This window comes from Dysgonomonas sp. 520 (assembly GCF_010501095.1).
Classification (GTDB): domain Bacteria; phylum Bacteroidota; class Bacteroidia; order Bacteroidales; family Dysgonomonadaceae; genus QVMP01.
This window is the reverse complement of sequence record NZ_QVMP01000021.1, coordinates 346-16,376: the sequence shown is the minus strand read 5'-3', so window position 1 is coordinate 16,376 and position 16,031 is coordinate 346. Positions and strand designations below refer to the sequence as shown.

The following is a 16,031-nucleotide window of genomic DNA, read 5'->3' as shown; positions in this document are numbered from 1 at the left end:
TTAATAGATTAAGCTACATGAAATCGAGATTTAAGACAACGATACTAATTCTTTCTATTTGCTTTGCCATTCCTTTCATGACTGTCGCCTGCAAGGCGGGAGTTTCAGTTGCAAACGCAAGCACCCTTGCCAATGACAACAAGTATGTTGTTCACAAAGTTGCGCAAGGAGAAACGTCATATTCCATAGCAAAAAAATATGACGTTGACCTGAAAGACCTGTATAAATTAAATCCGAGTGCGGAGCAAAGCATACATCTTGGGCAAGAACTGGTTATCCCTGTTATAAAAAAAGTGGAGTATAAATCTCATAAACCCAAGAAAAGCGAAACTGTATATTCCATATCAAAAGAATATGACACAACGGTGGAAGAAATTTTAAACCTGAATCCGAAGTTGGGAACAGATGGTTTGAAAGAAGGAAAATCTATCAAAGTGCCTGTTGTTTCGTATCAAAAAGTAAAAAATCCGGCTAAACCGTCAACCACAACAGCCGGTGCATCAAAGGCAACTACACATAGGGTAAAACCTAAAGAAACACTTTACAGCCTTTCGAAAGAATATAATGTGACCATCGACGAACTGGTTGCTGCAAATCCTCAGTTAAGCGAGGGTTTGAAAACAGATATGATTATCAATATACCTCAAGCAGGAAACAATACAACAGCAACCGAGATAGCGCAAGCAATCACGAAAGAAAAAACAAACAACAAGAAAGAATCGGTTATAAAACTCGGTGTCATGCTTTCTTTTCTCGATAAATCGGGAAATCCTAATCAACGCTATGTTGAATACTACGAGGGAATGCTTCTGGCAATTGATGAACTGAAGAAAAAAGGACATTCGCTTGAGGTCTACACTTTCGACTTGGGTGCGGAAGATAACACTAAAAAATTGAAAGACCTTCTCAGCACAAGTGATATCGCAGACCTTCACATAATTATAGGAGGCTCGTCTAACGAGCAGATCGGTCTTTTGGCAAATTATGCAAATGAAAAAGACCTGAAATACATTATACCTTTCCCTGCAAAATCGGATGCTCTGGCATTGAACAGTAATGTATACCAGGTAAGCACATCACATTCAATCCTTTATCCCAAGATTGTGGATTTGTTTGTCGACACTTATAGTTCGGACAACATTATCTTGATCAATGATAAGAGCAACAATGAAAAGTCCGACCTGTTGAATTTGCTGAAAGCAAAATGCAAACAAAAAAACATTGCGGTGAAAGAAGTGCAAACCGGCACAAATTTCGACACATCGGTGCGTCAGGCATTGTCGAACAGCAAACGGAATATTCTGATACCTTCATCAAGTTCGTATTCGATGCTGACCAGAGCTTTAGCCGTGGCTAAGGCTGCAAATTTGCAGGATGCGATGTACGACATCAGTCTGTTCGGATATCCCGATTGGCAAGCGTACAAGCAATTGTATGCCGATATGCAAAGGTTCAACACATCTATCTATTCATCTTTCTTTGTGCCCAACAACGATAAGACCAAGCAATTCGACAGTAAATATATGAATGCGTATGGTAAAGAAATGATGAACACGTTTCCCAAATATGCCATGTTGGGGTACGATACCGGAATCTTCTTTGTTACGGCCATATCGCGCTATGGAAAGGACTTTGAGGACAATGTGAATAAAATGTGGTTTATACCCATACAAACGGCATTTCATTTTGTGAAAAATAAAAATAATGGGTATATGAACGACGGGTTGTATATTGTCAACTTCAACAGCCTGGGCGTGGAAAGAACAGATAAAAGTAAATAATGAGAAAATATATTTTATTGCTTACATTGTCGCTGCTCTTGATTGGGAATGGTTATGCTCAAACGCAAAACAAACCCGATCCGGAGTGGAATGTCGGAATTGGTTTCGGACCCACTTTTTCCTCGGTGAGTTTTGTCCCTACCAGACCAAGTACGTATCTGAACACGAGTTATACAAACGGTTTTCAGGGAGGAGTGGCTGTTCGTTATATATCGGACAAGAATGTGGGACTGCTAGCCGAACTGAATTACAGTCAATTGGGGTGGAAAGAAGATTTTGGCGACAACAATATTGAAGGGTACGAATATACCAGAACACTCGACTATATTGAACTGCCGATACTTACACACATATACATAGGAAATAAGGTTCGCTTCATAATAAATCTCGGCCCTAAATTCGGGTTTAATATCGGGGGAAAGGAAAAAATGAATAATGCCCTCCGGGAGTTTCTCGATTCGGAAGACGTGCCCGAAGACAAGGTTACTTATCAGTATGGAAAAAACACCGACATCAAGTTCGACTATGCTCTTATGGGAGGACTAGGGGTTGAATTCCGCACAGGCATAGGCAATTTTTCGTTGGAAGGAAGATACTCTTTCGGGTTGGGCGATATCTATAAAAACAGCAAAACCGATGTGTTTTCACGGTCGGCACACCGAAATATTTATGCCCGGTTGACGTATTATACTAAATTGTTTTGAGAATATATGGTTACTATTGATCTGGACGGAAAGGAACATCTGGAGGAGATAATCCGAAAATGTGATATTTGCTTTGTCAGCATGGTTGACACAGAGGGATATCCGTATGTTATTCCCATGAATTTTGGTTATAAGGATGGCATTGTGTATATGCATTCTGCACCCGAAGGGTCAAGCATCAAAGCTCTGAATATGAACCCGAATGTATGTATCGCTTTTTGTCCCGATGCAAAGTTGGATTACATGCACGAACAAGTGGCTTGTAGCTATCGGATGAAAAGCAAAAGTGTTCTTTGCCGGGGAAAGGTTGTCTTCCCTGAAGATTCGGAAGATAAAATCAAGGCATTAAATATTTTGATGAAACATTATTCAGACCGTGAATTTGAATATTCCGATCCCGCTATTAAAAACGTAAAGGTATGGTCTGTTGAAATAGAATCTATGACGGGGAAAGAATTTGGTGCGCCAAATCCTCGCCGGGTTAGATGATCGAATTGATTATAAGTTAGTTAAAGGGGTATCTGACGACAAAATATTTCTTCGAAAAGGATTATTGTTTCCAGCTTGTCAAATCCTATCTGATACAACTTGTTTTGTATAATTGCCTGAAGGTCTCGATTTGTATGGGCAACTACTTTCACCAATAAATCATGTTCTCCTGAAACGGAATAACACTCAATAACTTCCGGAATTTCTTTCAATTGCTCAATGATTTCGCTGTATGGTTTCGATCTTGGAATGTTTACGCCAATCATGGCAGATGCTTCATATCCGATCTTGTTCCAGTCGAAGATAAATTTCGATCCTTGAATAACGCCTGTTTCCATTAGCTTTGTTATTCGCTGATGAATAGCCGCCCCCGAAACATTACATTCTCTGGCCACTTCAAGAAACGGGATACGAGCGTTTTCTCCTATCAATTTCAATATTCTTTGATCTAATTCGTCTATTTGGTCGTTTTTCATATAAATCACATTTTATTCAAAACAAATTATCGAATCCATCAGCTAAAATTACATTTATGCCAAGAACTAGAATACAAATATATACCCTTTTTTTAACATTTTATGTAAAACTAAGCTAACAATACAATAAAAACTTATCAACATTTTGTTCCTCAAGAACAATATCTCACCGCCAGATAAGACAAAAGACCCACCGATGTTTCAAGGGCTTTTTCGTCAATCAGGAATGTTGATGTATGCAACCCGGTTCCGGATTTTTCACTTTTCACCCCAAAACGATAGAACGTTGATGGGTATTGCTGAGAAAAAAAACCAAAATCTTCGGCAGTCATTCTTTTGGGTAATCCTTTCACATTTTCTTCCGGCAGATATTCTCCGGCATACGATCGCATAAGAGCTGTTACCTCGGCATTGTTGTCTACACAAGGATATCCGTCGCCTATCTCTATTTCGCAATCGCATCCGTAGGCCTTGGCTACATCTATCGCAATATCTCTGATTATAGGTTTCGCCTTGTTGCGTTCGTCTTCATCCATACATCTCAACGAACCCGCTAAAACAACTTCATCAGGGATGACATTGGTGGCGCCGTCGGCAATAAATTTGCCGAAAGAAAGCACCATCGGCTTGAACGGATTTGAACGCCGGCTAACCACTTGTTGCATAGAAACAATGACTTGTGAGGCTGCCAATACCGTGTCGTTCAGTTCGTGAGGTATGGCTCCGTGACCACCTTTTCCTTTAATTTTTATATGTACCTCGTCGGCCGATGCCATGATGATACCACTTTCGAAGCCGACGGTTCCTACCGGATAATCGACATAAGTATGTTGCCCGATTATTAGATCGGGTTTAAACTTGTCGAAAAGTCCATCTTGCAACATCAGCTTTGCTCCTCCCGGGTCTTTTTCTTCTCCCGGTTGAAAAATGAAAAGAATGGTTCCTCTGATTTGGTCTTTCAAGTCGTTTATTATCCTAGCAGCTGACAACAGGCTGGCTGTGTGGGCGTCGTGTCCGCAAGCGTGCATAACACCTTCATTCTGAGAGGCAAAATCTATTTCGTTAGCCTCTTTTATCGGGAGAGCGTCCATGTCTGCCCTCAAGGCTATTGTTTTGGATTCCGGTTCTTTGCCTTCGATCCAAGCCAAGATTCCGGTTCCGCTGATCTTTGTTTTGCCATTGTCATAATTTCCGATATTAGCTCCATATGGAATCCCAATATCATTGAGAACCGAACAAATGTATTGTGCTGTTTCAAATTCATGAAACGACAGTTCGGGGTGTTGATGAAAATGCTTATAATCGGAAATTATATCATTGTAATAGCTCTTTACCTTTTCTTTGATGATATGTTTTAAAGAATAACCCATTATACAAAATGAAAATTTGCTACCATTATTTCGTAAATATAAGGAAAAATGCGAATAAAATGTTGTATTTAAAAGAAAAAAAGGAGGATGTGAAGAATATTGTATACATATTGTCTTTACCTATTATGTTTAAAAAACGCTTTGGTTCTTAATTTTAAGAGTTGTATATTTGTTATTTATACTGATATTTTTCATTATTGAATAACAAAAGAGTTCATTTATTTTATACAATACACTGCGCGTAATCAAAGATTACTTGCATCCCTTTTGCCCTAAGCCGCAAAAGGAATCAAAAAGGCTTTCTGTGACTAAGGCTTCTTGCCGACCCACTATACAGCTTATAAGCTGAACAAAAAATAACTCGCACCAAAAGCCTGTTAAAACCAGAATGGTTCGGCTATGCTCAAACAGCTTTTTGTTCTTGTCGCTTATCTGCGCTGTGTGGGTACCCCATCAATTAGCCAAATGTCATGTTTACACCCGTCAGGCGAAACGGCATCTGCAAGAGACGCGGCAGCAAAAAAACGTCGAATATAAAAGAACGTTTTAAGTAGCGAGAGCAGAAGCAAAATTCGTTTTGATTATGCCGAGTCACGCAAAACGACTAATGTAATTGAACGTTTTTATTGTAATAAACTCAACTACTGATTGGCATTAATGAATAAATGATACCCTGATTTATGTCGGGGTATTATTATTTTTAGTATGTTTGTGTTATAAGCTAAACAGATATAATTATGACAGTCATAACAGAATTAGAATTAAAAAAAAATGTATCTAAATATCTGGATATAGCACAAAACGAAAAGATTGTTATAACCAGAGGTAAAAACAGATTTGAACTTGTAACAAAACAATCGTTAATATCGGAAGAAGATATAGCAGATGCTATGACTGTGGATGAGGCAAAAAGGATTATAGAGCCTCGAATCAGGGAAATCTTCAGAAAATAAACCGATGAAGGTACTATTAACCAAGCAGGTCAACGATTATCTTATCGACCTTATTCAAATACTACACAACGAAGGTTATTTCAATTTTGAAGACCCTGCTGTGGAATATGTATTTGACTTGTACGACAAAATAGAAACCTCATTACCCCGAAAGCATAAAAAGGAAGCTCCCAAATATTTCGATAAGTATGGTGACGAATTGTATTAGGCAATTTATAAAAAAATAAAAATACACAATGGTATGTATTTTTTCAATACGAAAACGGAATATATCTGGTACGCTATATAAGCAACAATCACGTTATATCACAATATTTGTGAAAGGATTTCAATAAATGGATTTTCAAATCAGTTCTCAATTTAAACCTACCGGGGATCAACCGGCTGCGATAAAAGCACTAGCCGAAGGGGTAAATGAACATGTGCCTTACCAAACACTACTTGGGGTGACAGGTTCGGGTAAGACTTTTACCATAGCGAACGTCATCCAGGAAGTGCAGAAACCGACATTAATTCTCAGCCATAACAAAACATTGGCTGCGCAACTTTACAGTGAATTTAAAGGATTTTTTCCGAATAATTCGGTCGAATACTTTGTCTCTTATTACGATTATTATCAGCCTGAGGCATATATTCCTTCAACAAATACGTACATCGAAAAAGACCTCTCTATCAATGATGAAATAGAAAAACTTCGTCTGGCAACTACATCCTCGTTGCTGTCGGGCCGAAGGGATGTTATTGTCGTATCTTCCGTTTCGTGTCTCTATGGCATTGGTAACCCGGAAGATTTTCACAGCAATCTGATCGAAATAAAAGTAGGGAAGAAAGTTGTACGTGATGTTTTTCTTCGTCATTTGGTCGATAGTCTCTATTCACGGAACGAGATGCAACTGGAAAGGAGCAATTTCAGGGTGAAAGGTGATACCGTAGATGTTTTTCTGGCTTACGACGATATAATTGTCAGGATTGTATTCTGGGGAGATGAAATTGAAAGCATAGAAAGCATAGACCCTATATCCGGCGTAAGAATTGAACGATTTGACGAATACCGCATCTTTCCTGCGAACCTTTTTGTTACGACAAAGGAACGTACGATGCGGGCAATTGCCGAAATTGAAATAGATTTGGGCAGACAGGTCGAGTTTTTCCACTCGATAGGAAAACCTTTGGAGGCAAAGCGGCTGTATGAACGTGTTACCTATGACTTGGAAATGATACGGGAACTTGGGCATTGTTCGGGTATTGAGAACTATTCGCGTTACTTCGACAATCGTGAGGCGGGAACACGTCCGTTCTGCCTGCTCGATTTTTTTCCGGACGATTATCTCACCATAATAGACGAGAGCCATGTCACTGTTCCTCAGATACGGGCGATGTATGGCGGCGACCATTCTCGGAAAGAAAACCTTGTAGAATTCGGGTTCCGTTTGCCCGCTGCGATAGACAATCGTCCTTTGAAGTTTGAAGAATTTGAATCGCTTACCAAGCAATTGATATATGTCAGCGCAACTCCTGCCGATTACGAACTGATCAGATCGGAAGGGGTGATTGTGGAGCAGCTTATTCGTCCGACAGGACTGTTAGATCCACCCATTGATGTGCGTCCCAGCCTGAATCAGATTGACGATTTGATGGAGGAAATACAACAACGGATAGAACGAGACGAAAGGATATTGGTCACAACCCTGACCAAGCGCATGGCGGAAGAATTGACCACATACCTTGCCAATCATGGCGTCAGGTGTAACTATATACACTCGGATGTGGATACGCTTGAGCGTGTGAAGATTATGGACGATTTGCGCAATGGCTTGTTCGATGTCCTCATCGGGGTGAACCTTTTGCGTGAAGGATTGGACTTGCCGGAGGTATCTCTTGTTGCAATACTTGATGCCGACAAAGAGGGTTTTCTGCGATCACACCGTTCTCTCACTCAGACAGTAGGTCGTGCGGCGCGTAATGTGAACGGAAAGGTTATTTTCTATGCCGACAAGATGACTGACAGTATGCATCTTACAATAAGCGAGACAAACAGGCGCAGGGAAATTCAGATGGCTTATAATGCCGAACACGGTATAGTTCCCACTCAAATAAAGAAAGCCAAGACCTCAGCATTGAACAAAGATAAAGCTGCGACAGAACCTCAGCCATACTTCGAGCCAGACTACAATCTGCCAATGGCCGCCGAACCTCAGGCGGAATATGGAAGCAAAGAAGATTTGCAGAAAGCCATAACCAAAACCAAGAAATTGATGACCGAAGCAGCCAGAAAACTAGAATTCCTTGAAGCTGCTCAATACCGGGATGAATTGATAAGATTGGAAGATTTGTTGAACAGTCAAAAATAGAATTAAGGAAAGTAGGCCTAAATATCAAATAAAAGACCCAAGCTCATGTGATCTGAACTTGGGTCTTGATATTTTAGAGTAACTGATTCTCAATATGCTCTGCGATCTACACCTTCCACATAATTTATAAAGGCAGTATTCACCATACGGTTACCTCCCGGAGTAGGATAATTACCGGAGAAATACCAATCCCCTTTATTGTTAGGACAAGCCTTGTGCAAGTTCTCTACACTTTGGAAAACAAGTTCCACCTCGGCGTTAGTGCCTTGCGGAGTCAACATTTCGGCAATTTTCGCTGAGATTTGTTCGTCAGTGAATGGTTCGTAAATTTCTTTTACATAATTCACGATTTCCTCTTTCGGCTTGTTTTGTTGTGCTTTCGATTTTTTGTAAACACTGTCGATAATATGTTGCAGATTGTTTTCTTTCAGCAGTTCAATTGCCGCACGGAAAGCGATAAACTCTGTCATACGCGACATGTCGATACCGTAACAGTCCGGATACCTGATTTGTGGAGAAGAGGAAACGATCACAATCTTTTTAGGATGCAAACGGTCAAGTATCTTAATGATACTTTGTTTCAATGTTGTTCCACGAACAATACTATCATCAATCACCACCAAGTTGTCCTGGTGAGGTACGATCGAATTGTAAGTGATGTCGTATACGTGGGCGGCCAAATCGTCACGGCTTTTATCCTGCGTGATGAAAGTCCTTAGTTTTATGTCTTTTATCGCTACTTTCTCGGTACGTATTCTACGTGCAAGAATTTTCGACAAATCTTCATCCTTAATTCCTTTCCCAATGCTTTGTATTGCTTTGTGCTTTTCTTCCTGAAGATATTCGTCAAAACTTTCGGTCATCCCGTAAAATGCAACTTCCGCCGTATTGGGGATGAATGAAAATACGGTATTATCAATATCATTGTTTACCGATTTCAATATCTGAGGCAGCAACAAACGTCCTAATTGCTTGCGTTCCTTGTATATATCAGCATCCGAGCCTCTTGAAAAATATATCCGTTCGAAAGAACACGGCGCAAAGCTAGGCTTTTTCTCCTGAATTTGAGGCAAAGAAATGGTTCCGTCTTTCTTAACAATAATTGCCTGACCCGGTTGAAGTTCTTTCACATCGTCAACACCAAGATTCATTGCCGTTTGGATAACAGGGCGTTCCGATGCCACCACAACAATCTCATCGTCATGGTAATAGAATGCAGGGCGTATACCCCAAGGATCACGGTAAGTGAACGCATCGCCACAACCGAGCATACCGCAGACAACATATCCGCCGTCCCAGTTTTGGCTGGCTTTGCTCAAAAGGAAATTCAAGTCCAGGTTTTTCTCGATTATATCATTTAGTTCCTGACCTTTGGCTCCTGTTTTTACGGCTTTGTCGTATTGGTATTGCACTTCCCTGTCGAGGCTATGTCCCAACGATTCTAGCAAAACAAACGTGTCGGCATATACGCGTGGATGTTGACCTTCCCTGAGCAGTTCGTCGAAAAGTTCGTCTACGTTGGTCATATTGAAATTTCCGGCTAACACCAAAGTGCGTGAAGTCCAATTGTTACGTCTCAAGAATGGGTGAACGTACGAAAGCCCGTTCTTTCCTGTGGTGCTGTAACGTAAGTGCCCAAGAAACAATTCTCCCGCAAACGGCAGGTTGTCTTTTGCGTAGAAGACATCGTTTAGCCTTGCGGGAGGAACTTTTTCGAAATTTTTGTGCACAATCCCGAAGATTTCCTGAATGGCGGCCGAACCCTCGGCTCTTTCACGGAAAACAAGTTCCGACCCCGGTTTTGCATCTAGTTTAACAACAGCCAATCCGGCACCTTCCTGCCCGCGATTGTGTTGTTTTTCCATCAAAAGATATAGTTTGTTCAGTCCATATTGCCAGGTTCCATACTTTTCCTGGTAATACTCAAGCGGTTTCAACAACCTAATCATTGCTATACCGCATTCATGTTTTAAAGGTTCTGTCATAAAAAATATAGATAAATCCTCAACCTTAAATTTTATATAAAAAGAGAGGACAAAGAAAGAAAAATTTCTCTCTTTGTCCTAGTTAAAAACAATAATATTTTCATTAAATCAATATGCCACAAATATGAAAGGTTCTCCCACACCTACATGTAGCCAGGTTGCAGAGGATGCTCCTCCAGAGACAAGTCCAAATAAATAAACAGTTTTTGGAGAACTGGTTTTATTGGTTACAAAAAAAGTGATTTCCGTTAGCCCCTGTTACCATATCTTAGGCTATAACAAAAAACGAATCACAGAGGGAATAATTCTCACTTCAACCTCAACGATATTTACGCAAACCTTTGCGTTGTTTTTCACATTCATCTTCTTTCAATTAACATACCCAATACATATTTTTGGAAAATGACAATTTTATAAATACCAGAAAATACATGGAATACAGAGAAATCGGAAAAACAGGGATGAAAGTCTCCAATTTAAGTTTCGGTGCATCTTCATTGGGTGGTGTTTTTCATTCTATCAAAGAAGAAGAAGGAATAGAGGCTGTATGCACAGCCGTGGATAACGGGATAAACTTTATTGATGTATCTCCTTACTACGGACACCTCAAAGCTGAAATAGTTTTAGGTAAGGCTTTAAAACACATCAAGCGGAACCGCTATTACTTGTCGACCAAGGTAGGACGATACGGCGCAGATGGAAAAAATTATTGGGATTATTCCGGAAAAAAAACTACGGAAAGCGTGTACGAAAGCATGGAGCGCTTGAATGTAGACTATGTTGACCTGATTAATGTACACGACATCGAATTTGCAGATCTGGAGCTGGTGTGTAAGGAAACACTTCCCACGTTAACAGAACTCCGAGATAAAGGCATTGTTAAACATGTGGGGATAACAAATCTCACTCTCCGCCATTTCAAATACATAATAGACAATGTGCCCGAAGGAACTGTGGAGAGTGTTTTGTCTTTCTGTCACTATTGCCTGAATGATGATGCTTTGGTCGATTATCTCGACTATTTTGAAGAAAAAGGTATAGGAGTCATTAATGCCTCTCCGTTCTCGATGGGTTTGTTGACCGAGCGAGGTGCACCCGATTGGCACCCTGCACCCAAACCATTGCAGCAACTATGCCGGAAAGCGGCTCAATATTGTAAAGATCAGGGCAAATCGATAGAACAATTGGCCGTGAAATATGCTGTCAACAATCCTCGGATTGCCACAACTTTGTTTAGTTCCTCACGTCCGCAAGCAGTACTTCAAAACATCGCCTATGCGGATGCCCCTCTCGATGAAAAACTGTTGAATGAGGTTCATAAAATATTGGAACCCCGTTTTAGAGACACATGGTTGAATAGCTGATTGCTCTGGACAAATTTTCAGGCAACAAGCTTCTTATAATCGTGGAAATAAATGGATCGCATTTTTAATATTTACGAATAATAACAAAATGAAAGCTGTAGCAATTTTAGGCGAACACAAAACTGCCCTTATAGAAAGAGAAAAACCACAGATAAAATCCGGTGAAGTCTTGATAAAAATAAAATATGTAGGCTTTTGCGGATCAGATTTAAACACTTTTCTGGGAAAAAACCCGATGGTAAAACTCCCCGTCATACCGGGTCATGAAATTGGAGCGGAGATAGCAGCAGTATCAGAAGATGTTCCGTCAAACATTCAGGTGGGAATGCCGTGCACAGTTAACCCATATACCAACTGCGGCTACTGTCCTGCGTGTCGCAATGGAAGGCCAAATGCCTGTCAGTTCAACCAAACGTTCGGAGTACAACGTGACGGAGCTATGTGCGAATACATATCTGTTCCGTGGCAAAAGGTGATTGCCGATCCGGAAATCAGTCCGAAAGATTTTGCTCTGGTAGAACCAATGAGTGTAGGATTTCATGCCGTGGACAGAGCTGAGATCACTGATCTTGATATTGTGATGGTAATAGGCTGCGGTATGATCGGATTAGGAGCAATAATACGTTCGGCGGTCAGAGGAGCAAAAGTTGTTGCTGTGGATATGGATGACGAAAAACTGGCTTTAGCCAAACGTCTCGGAGCGGTATACACGATCAACACTAAAACTGAAGACGCACGCTTGCGCCTGATGGCATTCACCGACAACAAAGGGCCCGATGTTATTATTGAAGCAGTAGGTGCTGCTCCTACATACCAGATGGCAATAGATGAAGTTGCATTTACAGGAAGGGTAGTTTGCATTGGATATGCAAAATCGGAAATAGCATTCGAAACCAAAAAATTCGTACAAAAGGAACTCGATATACGAGGTTCGCGTAATGCCATGCCCGAAGACTTCCGTGCTGTTATGGAATATGTAAAACGAGGCGGTTATCCGGAAGAGTTTATAAGCAAAATATACAAACCCGAACATGTGCAAGAAGCCTTAGAAAAATGGGCCGACGATCCGGGAAAAGTTTTTAGGATATTAGTAGAATTTTAAACTTATGGACTTCAAAATAATAGATGCCCATGCTCATCTTTGGCTGACTCAAAATACCATTGTGGACGGAAAAGAAATCCGGACTATGGAAAACGGGAAATCGTTTTTTATGGGCGAAGTCAGGCAAATGGTTCCTCCCTTCATCACCGATGGGAGAAATACGGCAGAAATATTCTTGTCAAATATGAACTACGCCCAAGTGTCGGCGGCCGTTGTAACGCAAGAATATATAGATGGCATTCAAAATGAGTATTTGTGGGAGGTTCAAAGTAAATATCCCGACCGGTTTCTTTGTTGCGGCATGGTAGATGTGCGGCTGCCTGAATACGGCAAACACGCACAACGGCTTATAGAACAAGGATTCAATGCCATCAAGCTGCCTGCAAACCGTTTCATAATGTCGGATAAACGTATTTACCTGACAGACGGGGAAATGATGCAAATGTTCAAATTGATGGAGCAAAAAGACATTCTCCTTTCCATCGATCTGGCAGACGGAGACATACAGGTTGACGAAATGAAAGAGATTATAGCAGAGTGCCCTAAACTGAGGATTGCTATCGGGCATTTTGGTATGGTAACCCGCCCCAATTGGCAAGAACAGATAAAACTCGCCGAGAACGAAAATGTCAGGATAGAATCGGGTGGAATCACCTGGCTATTCAATGATGAATTCTATCCCTTCACCGGTGCGGTGTGGGCTATCAAGGAAGCAGCGTCTCTGGTTGGCATGGAAAAACTGATGTGGGGGTCGGATTATCCGAGAACAATAACTGCAATCACCTATCGGATGTCGTACGATTTTGTAGTAAAATCAAATTTACTGTCAGAAGAAGAAAAGGTGATGTTCCTAGGACTGAATGCGAAAAATTTTTATCGATTTGATAAACTTATTGATCTGCCTTATATTAAAAATATGTCAGAGTAGTTCTGCTTGGTTACGAGTAGACAAATTTTATACAGGAACCGGGCTTCTGCCTTGTCCACCATTATTCAATATAAATTCTTAATGTAAATGAACCATGAAAAACAATAAGAACTTCATCGTCTTGGCCTTAATATTCAGCCTGTTTTTTATTTGGGCTATCAGCAGCAACCTGTTGCCCACAATGATAAGGCAATTGATGAAAACGTGCGAATTGAACACATTTGAAGCCTCGTTCACCGAAACGGCTTACTGGTTGGCGTATTTTATTTTTCCTATCCCGATAGCCATGTTCATGAAGCGGTATAGTTACAAGGCGGGAATAATATTCGGTTTGTTACTGGCTGCTATGGGTGGACTGCTGTTTTTTCCTGCTGCTATCATCAAAGAATATTGGGCATATTTGAGTATATTTTTTGTTATTGCCACAGGTATGTGTTTCCTCGAAACGGCAGCAAACCCTTATGTAACAGTATTGGGCGATCCTAAAACAGCTCCTCGCAGACTCAATCTTGCACAGTCTTTCAATGGCCTGGGGGCGTTCATTGCAGCCATGTTTCTGAGCAAATTGGTACTGAGCGGACACGATTATACCAGAGAAACTTTACCCATAAACTATCCCGGAGGATGGGAAGGTTATATACAATTCGAAACCGATTCGATGAAACTCCCCTATCTGATTTTGGCCGGATTGCTGATCGTTATTGCCATTGTTTTCATTTTCTCTCATCTTCCTAAGATAAAAGAGGGCGAACACGAAGAAGGAGATGTAAAAGGAGAAAAACTTATTGATTTTGGAGTGCTCAAACGCTCTCATCTTCGTTGGGGTGTAATAGCTCAGTTCTTCTACAATGGAGGACAAACGGCAATCAACAGCCTTTTCCTTGTATATTGCTGCACTTATGCAGGTATGGCAGAAAGCACAGCCACCACTTTCTTCGGGATTTATATGTTGGCTTTCTTGTTGGGCAGATGGATAGGTACGATGTTGATGGTAAAATTCAAACCTCAGAACATGTTGGTTGTTTATGCAGTTGTGAACATTTTGCTTTGTGGCGTAATCATGACTTTCGGCGGAATGGTTGGACTTTATGCCATGTTGGGTGTATCGTTCTTCATGTCGATCATGTATCCCACTCAATTCTCTCTTGCATTGGAGGGTTTGGGTAGTAAAACAAAAAGCGGTTCGGCTTTCCTTGTAATGGCAATAGTGGGAAATGCTTGTCTGCCTCAACTTACGGCATACATAATGCACAAAAATGAACACATTTATCAAATTGCCTACATAATACCTCTAATATGCTTCATTTTCTGTGCCTATTATGGTTGGAAAGGCTATAAAGTGATAGATTAAATTTCAGAATTTTAAAATAAAACGCATCAATAATCCACATGATACTGGTTATATTGATGCGTTTGTTGTTTAATACTTTACTAGTTGATTTTTACAAATGATCCTCCCGAGCAATGTTTGCAAACGCTAGCTCCTTGCCCTATATTCATTGTTCCGGTAAGTGTAGTAGGTATATTCGTACCAGTTATAACAACCGCTAATGCTATATACACATCATTTCCTGTGGATATTGTCGTTGTTATATTTTCACTTAAATAAAATCTGATATCTGATTCTGTAATTACTGTTCCATAAATTTCATATGCACCTTCAAACTTTGGAATCGTGTTATTGTTCCATAATTCAATATCATTATCTGGTAAAAGCTGTAGTATAGCCCTTGAGACAGTTCCATCACTAGGTACATTGCTTAGATTTAATTGTAATCCCATAGTTAGAGCATAAGTTCCTGTTTCGGGAAGTGGAATTATATATGGATTTCCTCCTGGAAGTTTAATTATTGTCCTAAAAACGTTACTTACTTTATAACTTGTAGAAATAGGGCAGGTAGCTGTCGGTATTTTTTCGAATTTGCTAAATCCCGGCATTTCCCATGTAGCTTCTCCGTTTGCACTAGAAGTCAATACTTTTCCTGTTTGCTGTGAACCATCTTGCAAACGAAAGCCTCCACCTTTTGTTGTCGTTCGAATATCAATCTTGGTCTGTGGCGCATTCGTTCCTATTCCAATTCTACCTTGAGTATCTACCATCACATCATCTGCAATATTTGTACTGCCATTTGTGTCTCTTTTCCCGTCGATGTGGAAGATACCCTGCGGGTTTTCCGTGTTCACACCCACCTGTGCTTTTAGAGCCGTAACGGCTAAAAAAATCAATAAAATTAAACTGCTCTTTTTCATAAGTTTTTAATGTTGTTTGTTGTGTTGTTTTTATAAATAATATCAATCGGTTGTTTTTAATCGACCTGTTTTTTACTGCCGCGTCTCCTACAGAGCCGTTCTGCCTGACGGGTATAAACGTGACATTTGGTTAATTGACGGGGTACCCACACAGCGCAGATAAGCGATAGGAACAAAAAACTGTTTGAGCATAGCCGAACCATTCTGGTTTTAACAGACTTTTGGTGCGAGTTATTTTTTGTTCAGCTTATAAGCTGTTTGTGGGTCGGCAAGAAGCC

The 16,031-nt window shown here is 40.5% G+C and carries 14 protein-coding genes; 10 read left to right on the top strand and 4 right to left on the bottom strand.

Annotated features, from left to right (window positions below):
- Nucleotides 1–17: 17 nt before the first annotated feature.
- From D0T56_RS12045 to D0T56_RS12035, 3 genes are read left to right on the top strand one after another with little or no spacing between them, the layout of a single operon-like run.
- Nucleotides 18–1,781 (top strand): LysM peptidoglycan-binding domain-containing protein, encoded by a 1,764-nt coding sequence (locus D0T56_RS12045; RefSeq protein ID WP_163320414.1) that lies wholly within the window; start codon nucleotides 18–20, stop codon nucleotides 1,779–1,781.
- On the top strand, nucleotides 1,781–2,485 hold the full coding sequence (locus D0T56_RS12040) for a porin family protein (protein ID WP_163320413.1): 705 nt from the start codon (nucleotides 1,781–1,783) through the stop codon (nucleotides 2,483–2,485). Before D0T56_RS12045 ends, D0T56_RS12040 begins: the two co-directional genes overlap by 1 nt.
- A 6-nt stretch (nucleotides 2,486–2,491) precedes the next feature.
- On the top strand, nucleotides 2,492–2,974 hold the full coding sequence (locus D0T56_RS12035; RefSeq protein ID WP_163320412.1) for a pyridoxamine 5'-phosphate oxidase family protein: 483 nt from the start codon (nucleotides 2,492–2,494) through the stop codon (nucleotides 2,972–2,974).
- A 20-nt stretch (nucleotides 2,975–2,994) separates the two neighbouring features.
- Here the strand turns inward: D0T56_RS12035 and D0T56_RS12030 are convergent, their stop codons facing one another.
- Nucleotides 2,995–3,450 carry an Lrp/AsnC family transcriptional regulator gene (locus D0T56_RS12030; protein WP_163320411.1) on the bottom strand — a complete coding sequence of 152 codons (456 nt, stop codon included), beginning with the start codon at nucleotides 3,448–3,450 and terminating at the stop codon, nucleotides 2,995–2,997.
- 152 nt (nucleotides 3,451–3,602) lie between these two features.
- Nucleotides 3,603–4,820 carry a M20 family metallopeptidase gene (locus tag D0T56_RS12025; protein ID WP_163320410.1) on the bottom strand — a complete coding sequence of 406 codons (1,218 nt, stop codon included), beginning with the start codon at nucleotides 4,818–4,820 and terminating at the stop codon, nucleotides 3,603–3,605.
- 737 nt (nucleotides 4,821–5,557) lie between these two features.
- Between D0T56_RS12025 and D0T56_RS12020 the strand changes: the two genes are divergently transcribed.
- The 3 genes from D0T56_RS12020 to uvrB all read left to right on the top strand — a co-directional run bounded on the left by D0T56_RS12020 (nucleotide 5,558) and on the right by uvrB (nucleotide 8,124).
- Nucleotides 5,558–5,773 (top strand): hypothetical protein, encoded by a 216-nt coding sequence (locus D0T56_RS12020; RefSeq protein WP_163320409.1) that lies wholly within the window; start codon nucleotides 5,558–5,560, stop codon nucleotides 5,771–5,773.
- Nucleotides 5,774–5,777: 4 nt separating this feature from the next.
- On the top strand, nucleotides 5,778–5,981 hold the full coding sequence (locus D0T56_RS12015; RefSeq protein WP_163320408.1) for a hemagglutinin: 204 nt from the start codon (nucleotides 5,778–5,780) through the stop codon (nucleotides 5,979–5,981).
- Between the two features lie 127 nt (nucleotides 5,982–6,108).
- On the top strand, nucleotides 6,109–8,124 hold the full coding sequence (gene uvrB, locus D0T56_RS12010) for an excinuclease ABC subunit UvrB (protein WP_163320407.1): 2,016 nt from the start codon (nucleotides 6,109–6,111) through the stop codon (nucleotides 8,122–8,124).
- Between the two features lie 89 nt (nucleotides 8,125–8,213).
- On the opposite strand, the gene D0T56_RS12005 is transcribed toward uvrB, so the two are convergent.
- The gene (locus D0T56_RS12005; RefSeq protein ID WP_163320406.1) at nucleotides 8,214–10,109 is read right to left on the bottom strand and encodes an amidophosphoribosyltransferase; all 1,896 of its coding nucleotides are present in this window, start codon (nucleotides 10,107–10,109) and stop codon (nucleotides 8,214–8,216) included.
- Nucleotides 10,110–10,540: 431 nt separating this feature from the next.
- On the opposite strand from D0T56_RS12005, the gene D0T56_RS12000 reads away from it, so the two are divergent.
- The 4 genes from D0T56_RS12000 to fucP all read left to right on the top strand — a co-directional run bounded on the left by D0T56_RS12000 (nucleotide 10,541) and on the right by fucP (nucleotide 14,854).
- Nucleotides 10,541–11,473, top strand: a complete 933-nt coding sequence (locus tag D0T56_RS12000; protein WP_163320405.1) for an aldo/keto reductase — start codon at nucleotides 10,541–10,543, stop codon at nucleotides 11,471–11,473.
- Between the two features lie 88 nt (nucleotides 11,474–11,561).
- Entirely contained in the window at nucleotides 11,562–12,575 is a 1,014-nt protein-coding gene (locus D0T56_RS11995; RefSeq protein WP_163320404.1) for a zinc-binding alcohol dehydrogenase family protein, read from the top strand.
- A gap of 4 nt (nucleotides 12,576–12,579) precedes the next feature.
- A complete protein-coding gene (locus tag D0T56_RS11990; protein ID WP_163320403.1) occupies nucleotides 12,580–13,503 on the top strand; it encodes an amidohydrolase in 924 nt (307 codons plus the stop codon).
- A gap of 94 nt (nucleotides 13,504–13,597) precedes the next feature.
- The gene (gene fucP, locus D0T56_RS11985; protein ID WP_163320402.1) at nucleotides 13,598–14,854 is read left to right on the top strand and encodes an L-fucose:H+ symporter permease; all 1,257 of its coding nucleotides are present in this window, start codon (nucleotides 13,598–13,600) and stop codon (nucleotides 14,852–14,854) included.
- Nucleotides 14,855–14,934: 80 nt separating this feature from the next.
- On the opposite strand, the gene D0T56_RS11980 is transcribed toward fucP, so the two are convergent.
- Nucleotides 14,935–15,753, bottom strand: coding sequence for a hypothetical protein (locus D0T56_RS11980; protein ID WP_163320401.1), 819 nt, complete (start codon nucleotides 15,751–15,753; stop codon nucleotides 14,935–14,937).
- Between the last annotated feature and the right edge of the window lie 278 nt (nucleotides 15,754–16,031).

Excerpts from the sequence above, each read along its gene's own strand:
- uvrB (WP_163320407.1), top strand. The coding sequence starts at position 6,109 with ATGGATTTTCAAATCAGTTCTCAATTTAAACCTACCGGGGATCAACCG.
- D0T56_RS12035 (WP_163320412.1), top strand. The coding sequence starts at position 2,492 with ATGGTTACTATTGATCTGGACGGAAAGGAACATCTGGAGGAGATAATC.
- D0T56_RS12015 (WP_163320408.1), top strand. The coding sequence starts at position 5,778 with ATGAAGGTACTATTAACCAAGCAGGTCAACGATTATCTTATCGACCTT.
- D0T56_RS12000 (WP_163320405.1), top strand. The coding sequence starts at position 10,541 with ATGGAATACAGAGAAATCGGAAAAACAGGGATGAAAGTCTCCAATTTA.
- D0T56_RS12030 (WP_163320411.1), bottom strand. The coding sequence starts at position 3,450 with ATGAAAAACGACCAAATAGACGAATTAGATCAAAGAATATTGAAATTG.
- D0T56_RS12005 (WP_163320406.1), bottom strand. The coding sequence starts at position 10,109 with ATGACAGAACCTTTAAAACATGAATGCGGTATAGCAATGATTAGGTTG.
- D0T56_RS11990 (WP_163320403.1), top strand. The coding sequence starts at position 12,580 with ATGGACTTCAAAATAATAGATGCCCATGCTCATCTTTGGCTGACTCAA.
- D0T56_RS11980 (WP_163320401.1), bottom strand. The coding sequence starts at position 15,753 with ATGAAAAAGAGCAGTTTAATTTTATTGATTTTTTTAGCCGTTACGGCT.
- D0T56_RS12040 (WP_163320413.1), top strand. The coding sequence starts at position 1,781 with ATGAGAAAATATATTTTATTGCTTACATTGTCGCTGCTCTTGATTGGG.
- D0T56_RS12045 (WP_163320414.1), top strand. The coding sequence starts at position 18 with ATGAAATCGAGATTTAAGACAACGATACTAATTCTTTCTATTTGCTTT.
- fucP (WP_163320402.1), top strand. The coding sequence starts at position 13,598 with ATGAAAAACAATAAGAACTTCATCGTCTTGGCCTTAATATTCAGCCTG.
- D0T56_RS12020 (WP_163320409.1), top strand. The coding sequence starts at position 5,558 with ATGACAGTCATAACAGAATTAGAATTAAAAAAAAATGTATCTAAATAT.
- D0T56_RS12025 (WP_163320410.1), bottom strand. The coding sequence starts at position 4,820 with ATGGGTTATTCTTTAAAACATATCATCAAAGAAAAGGTAAAGAGCTAT.
- D0T56_RS11995 (WP_163320404.1), top strand. The coding sequence starts at position 11,562 with ATGAAAGCTGTAGCAATTTTAGGCGAACACAAAACTGCCCTTATAGAA.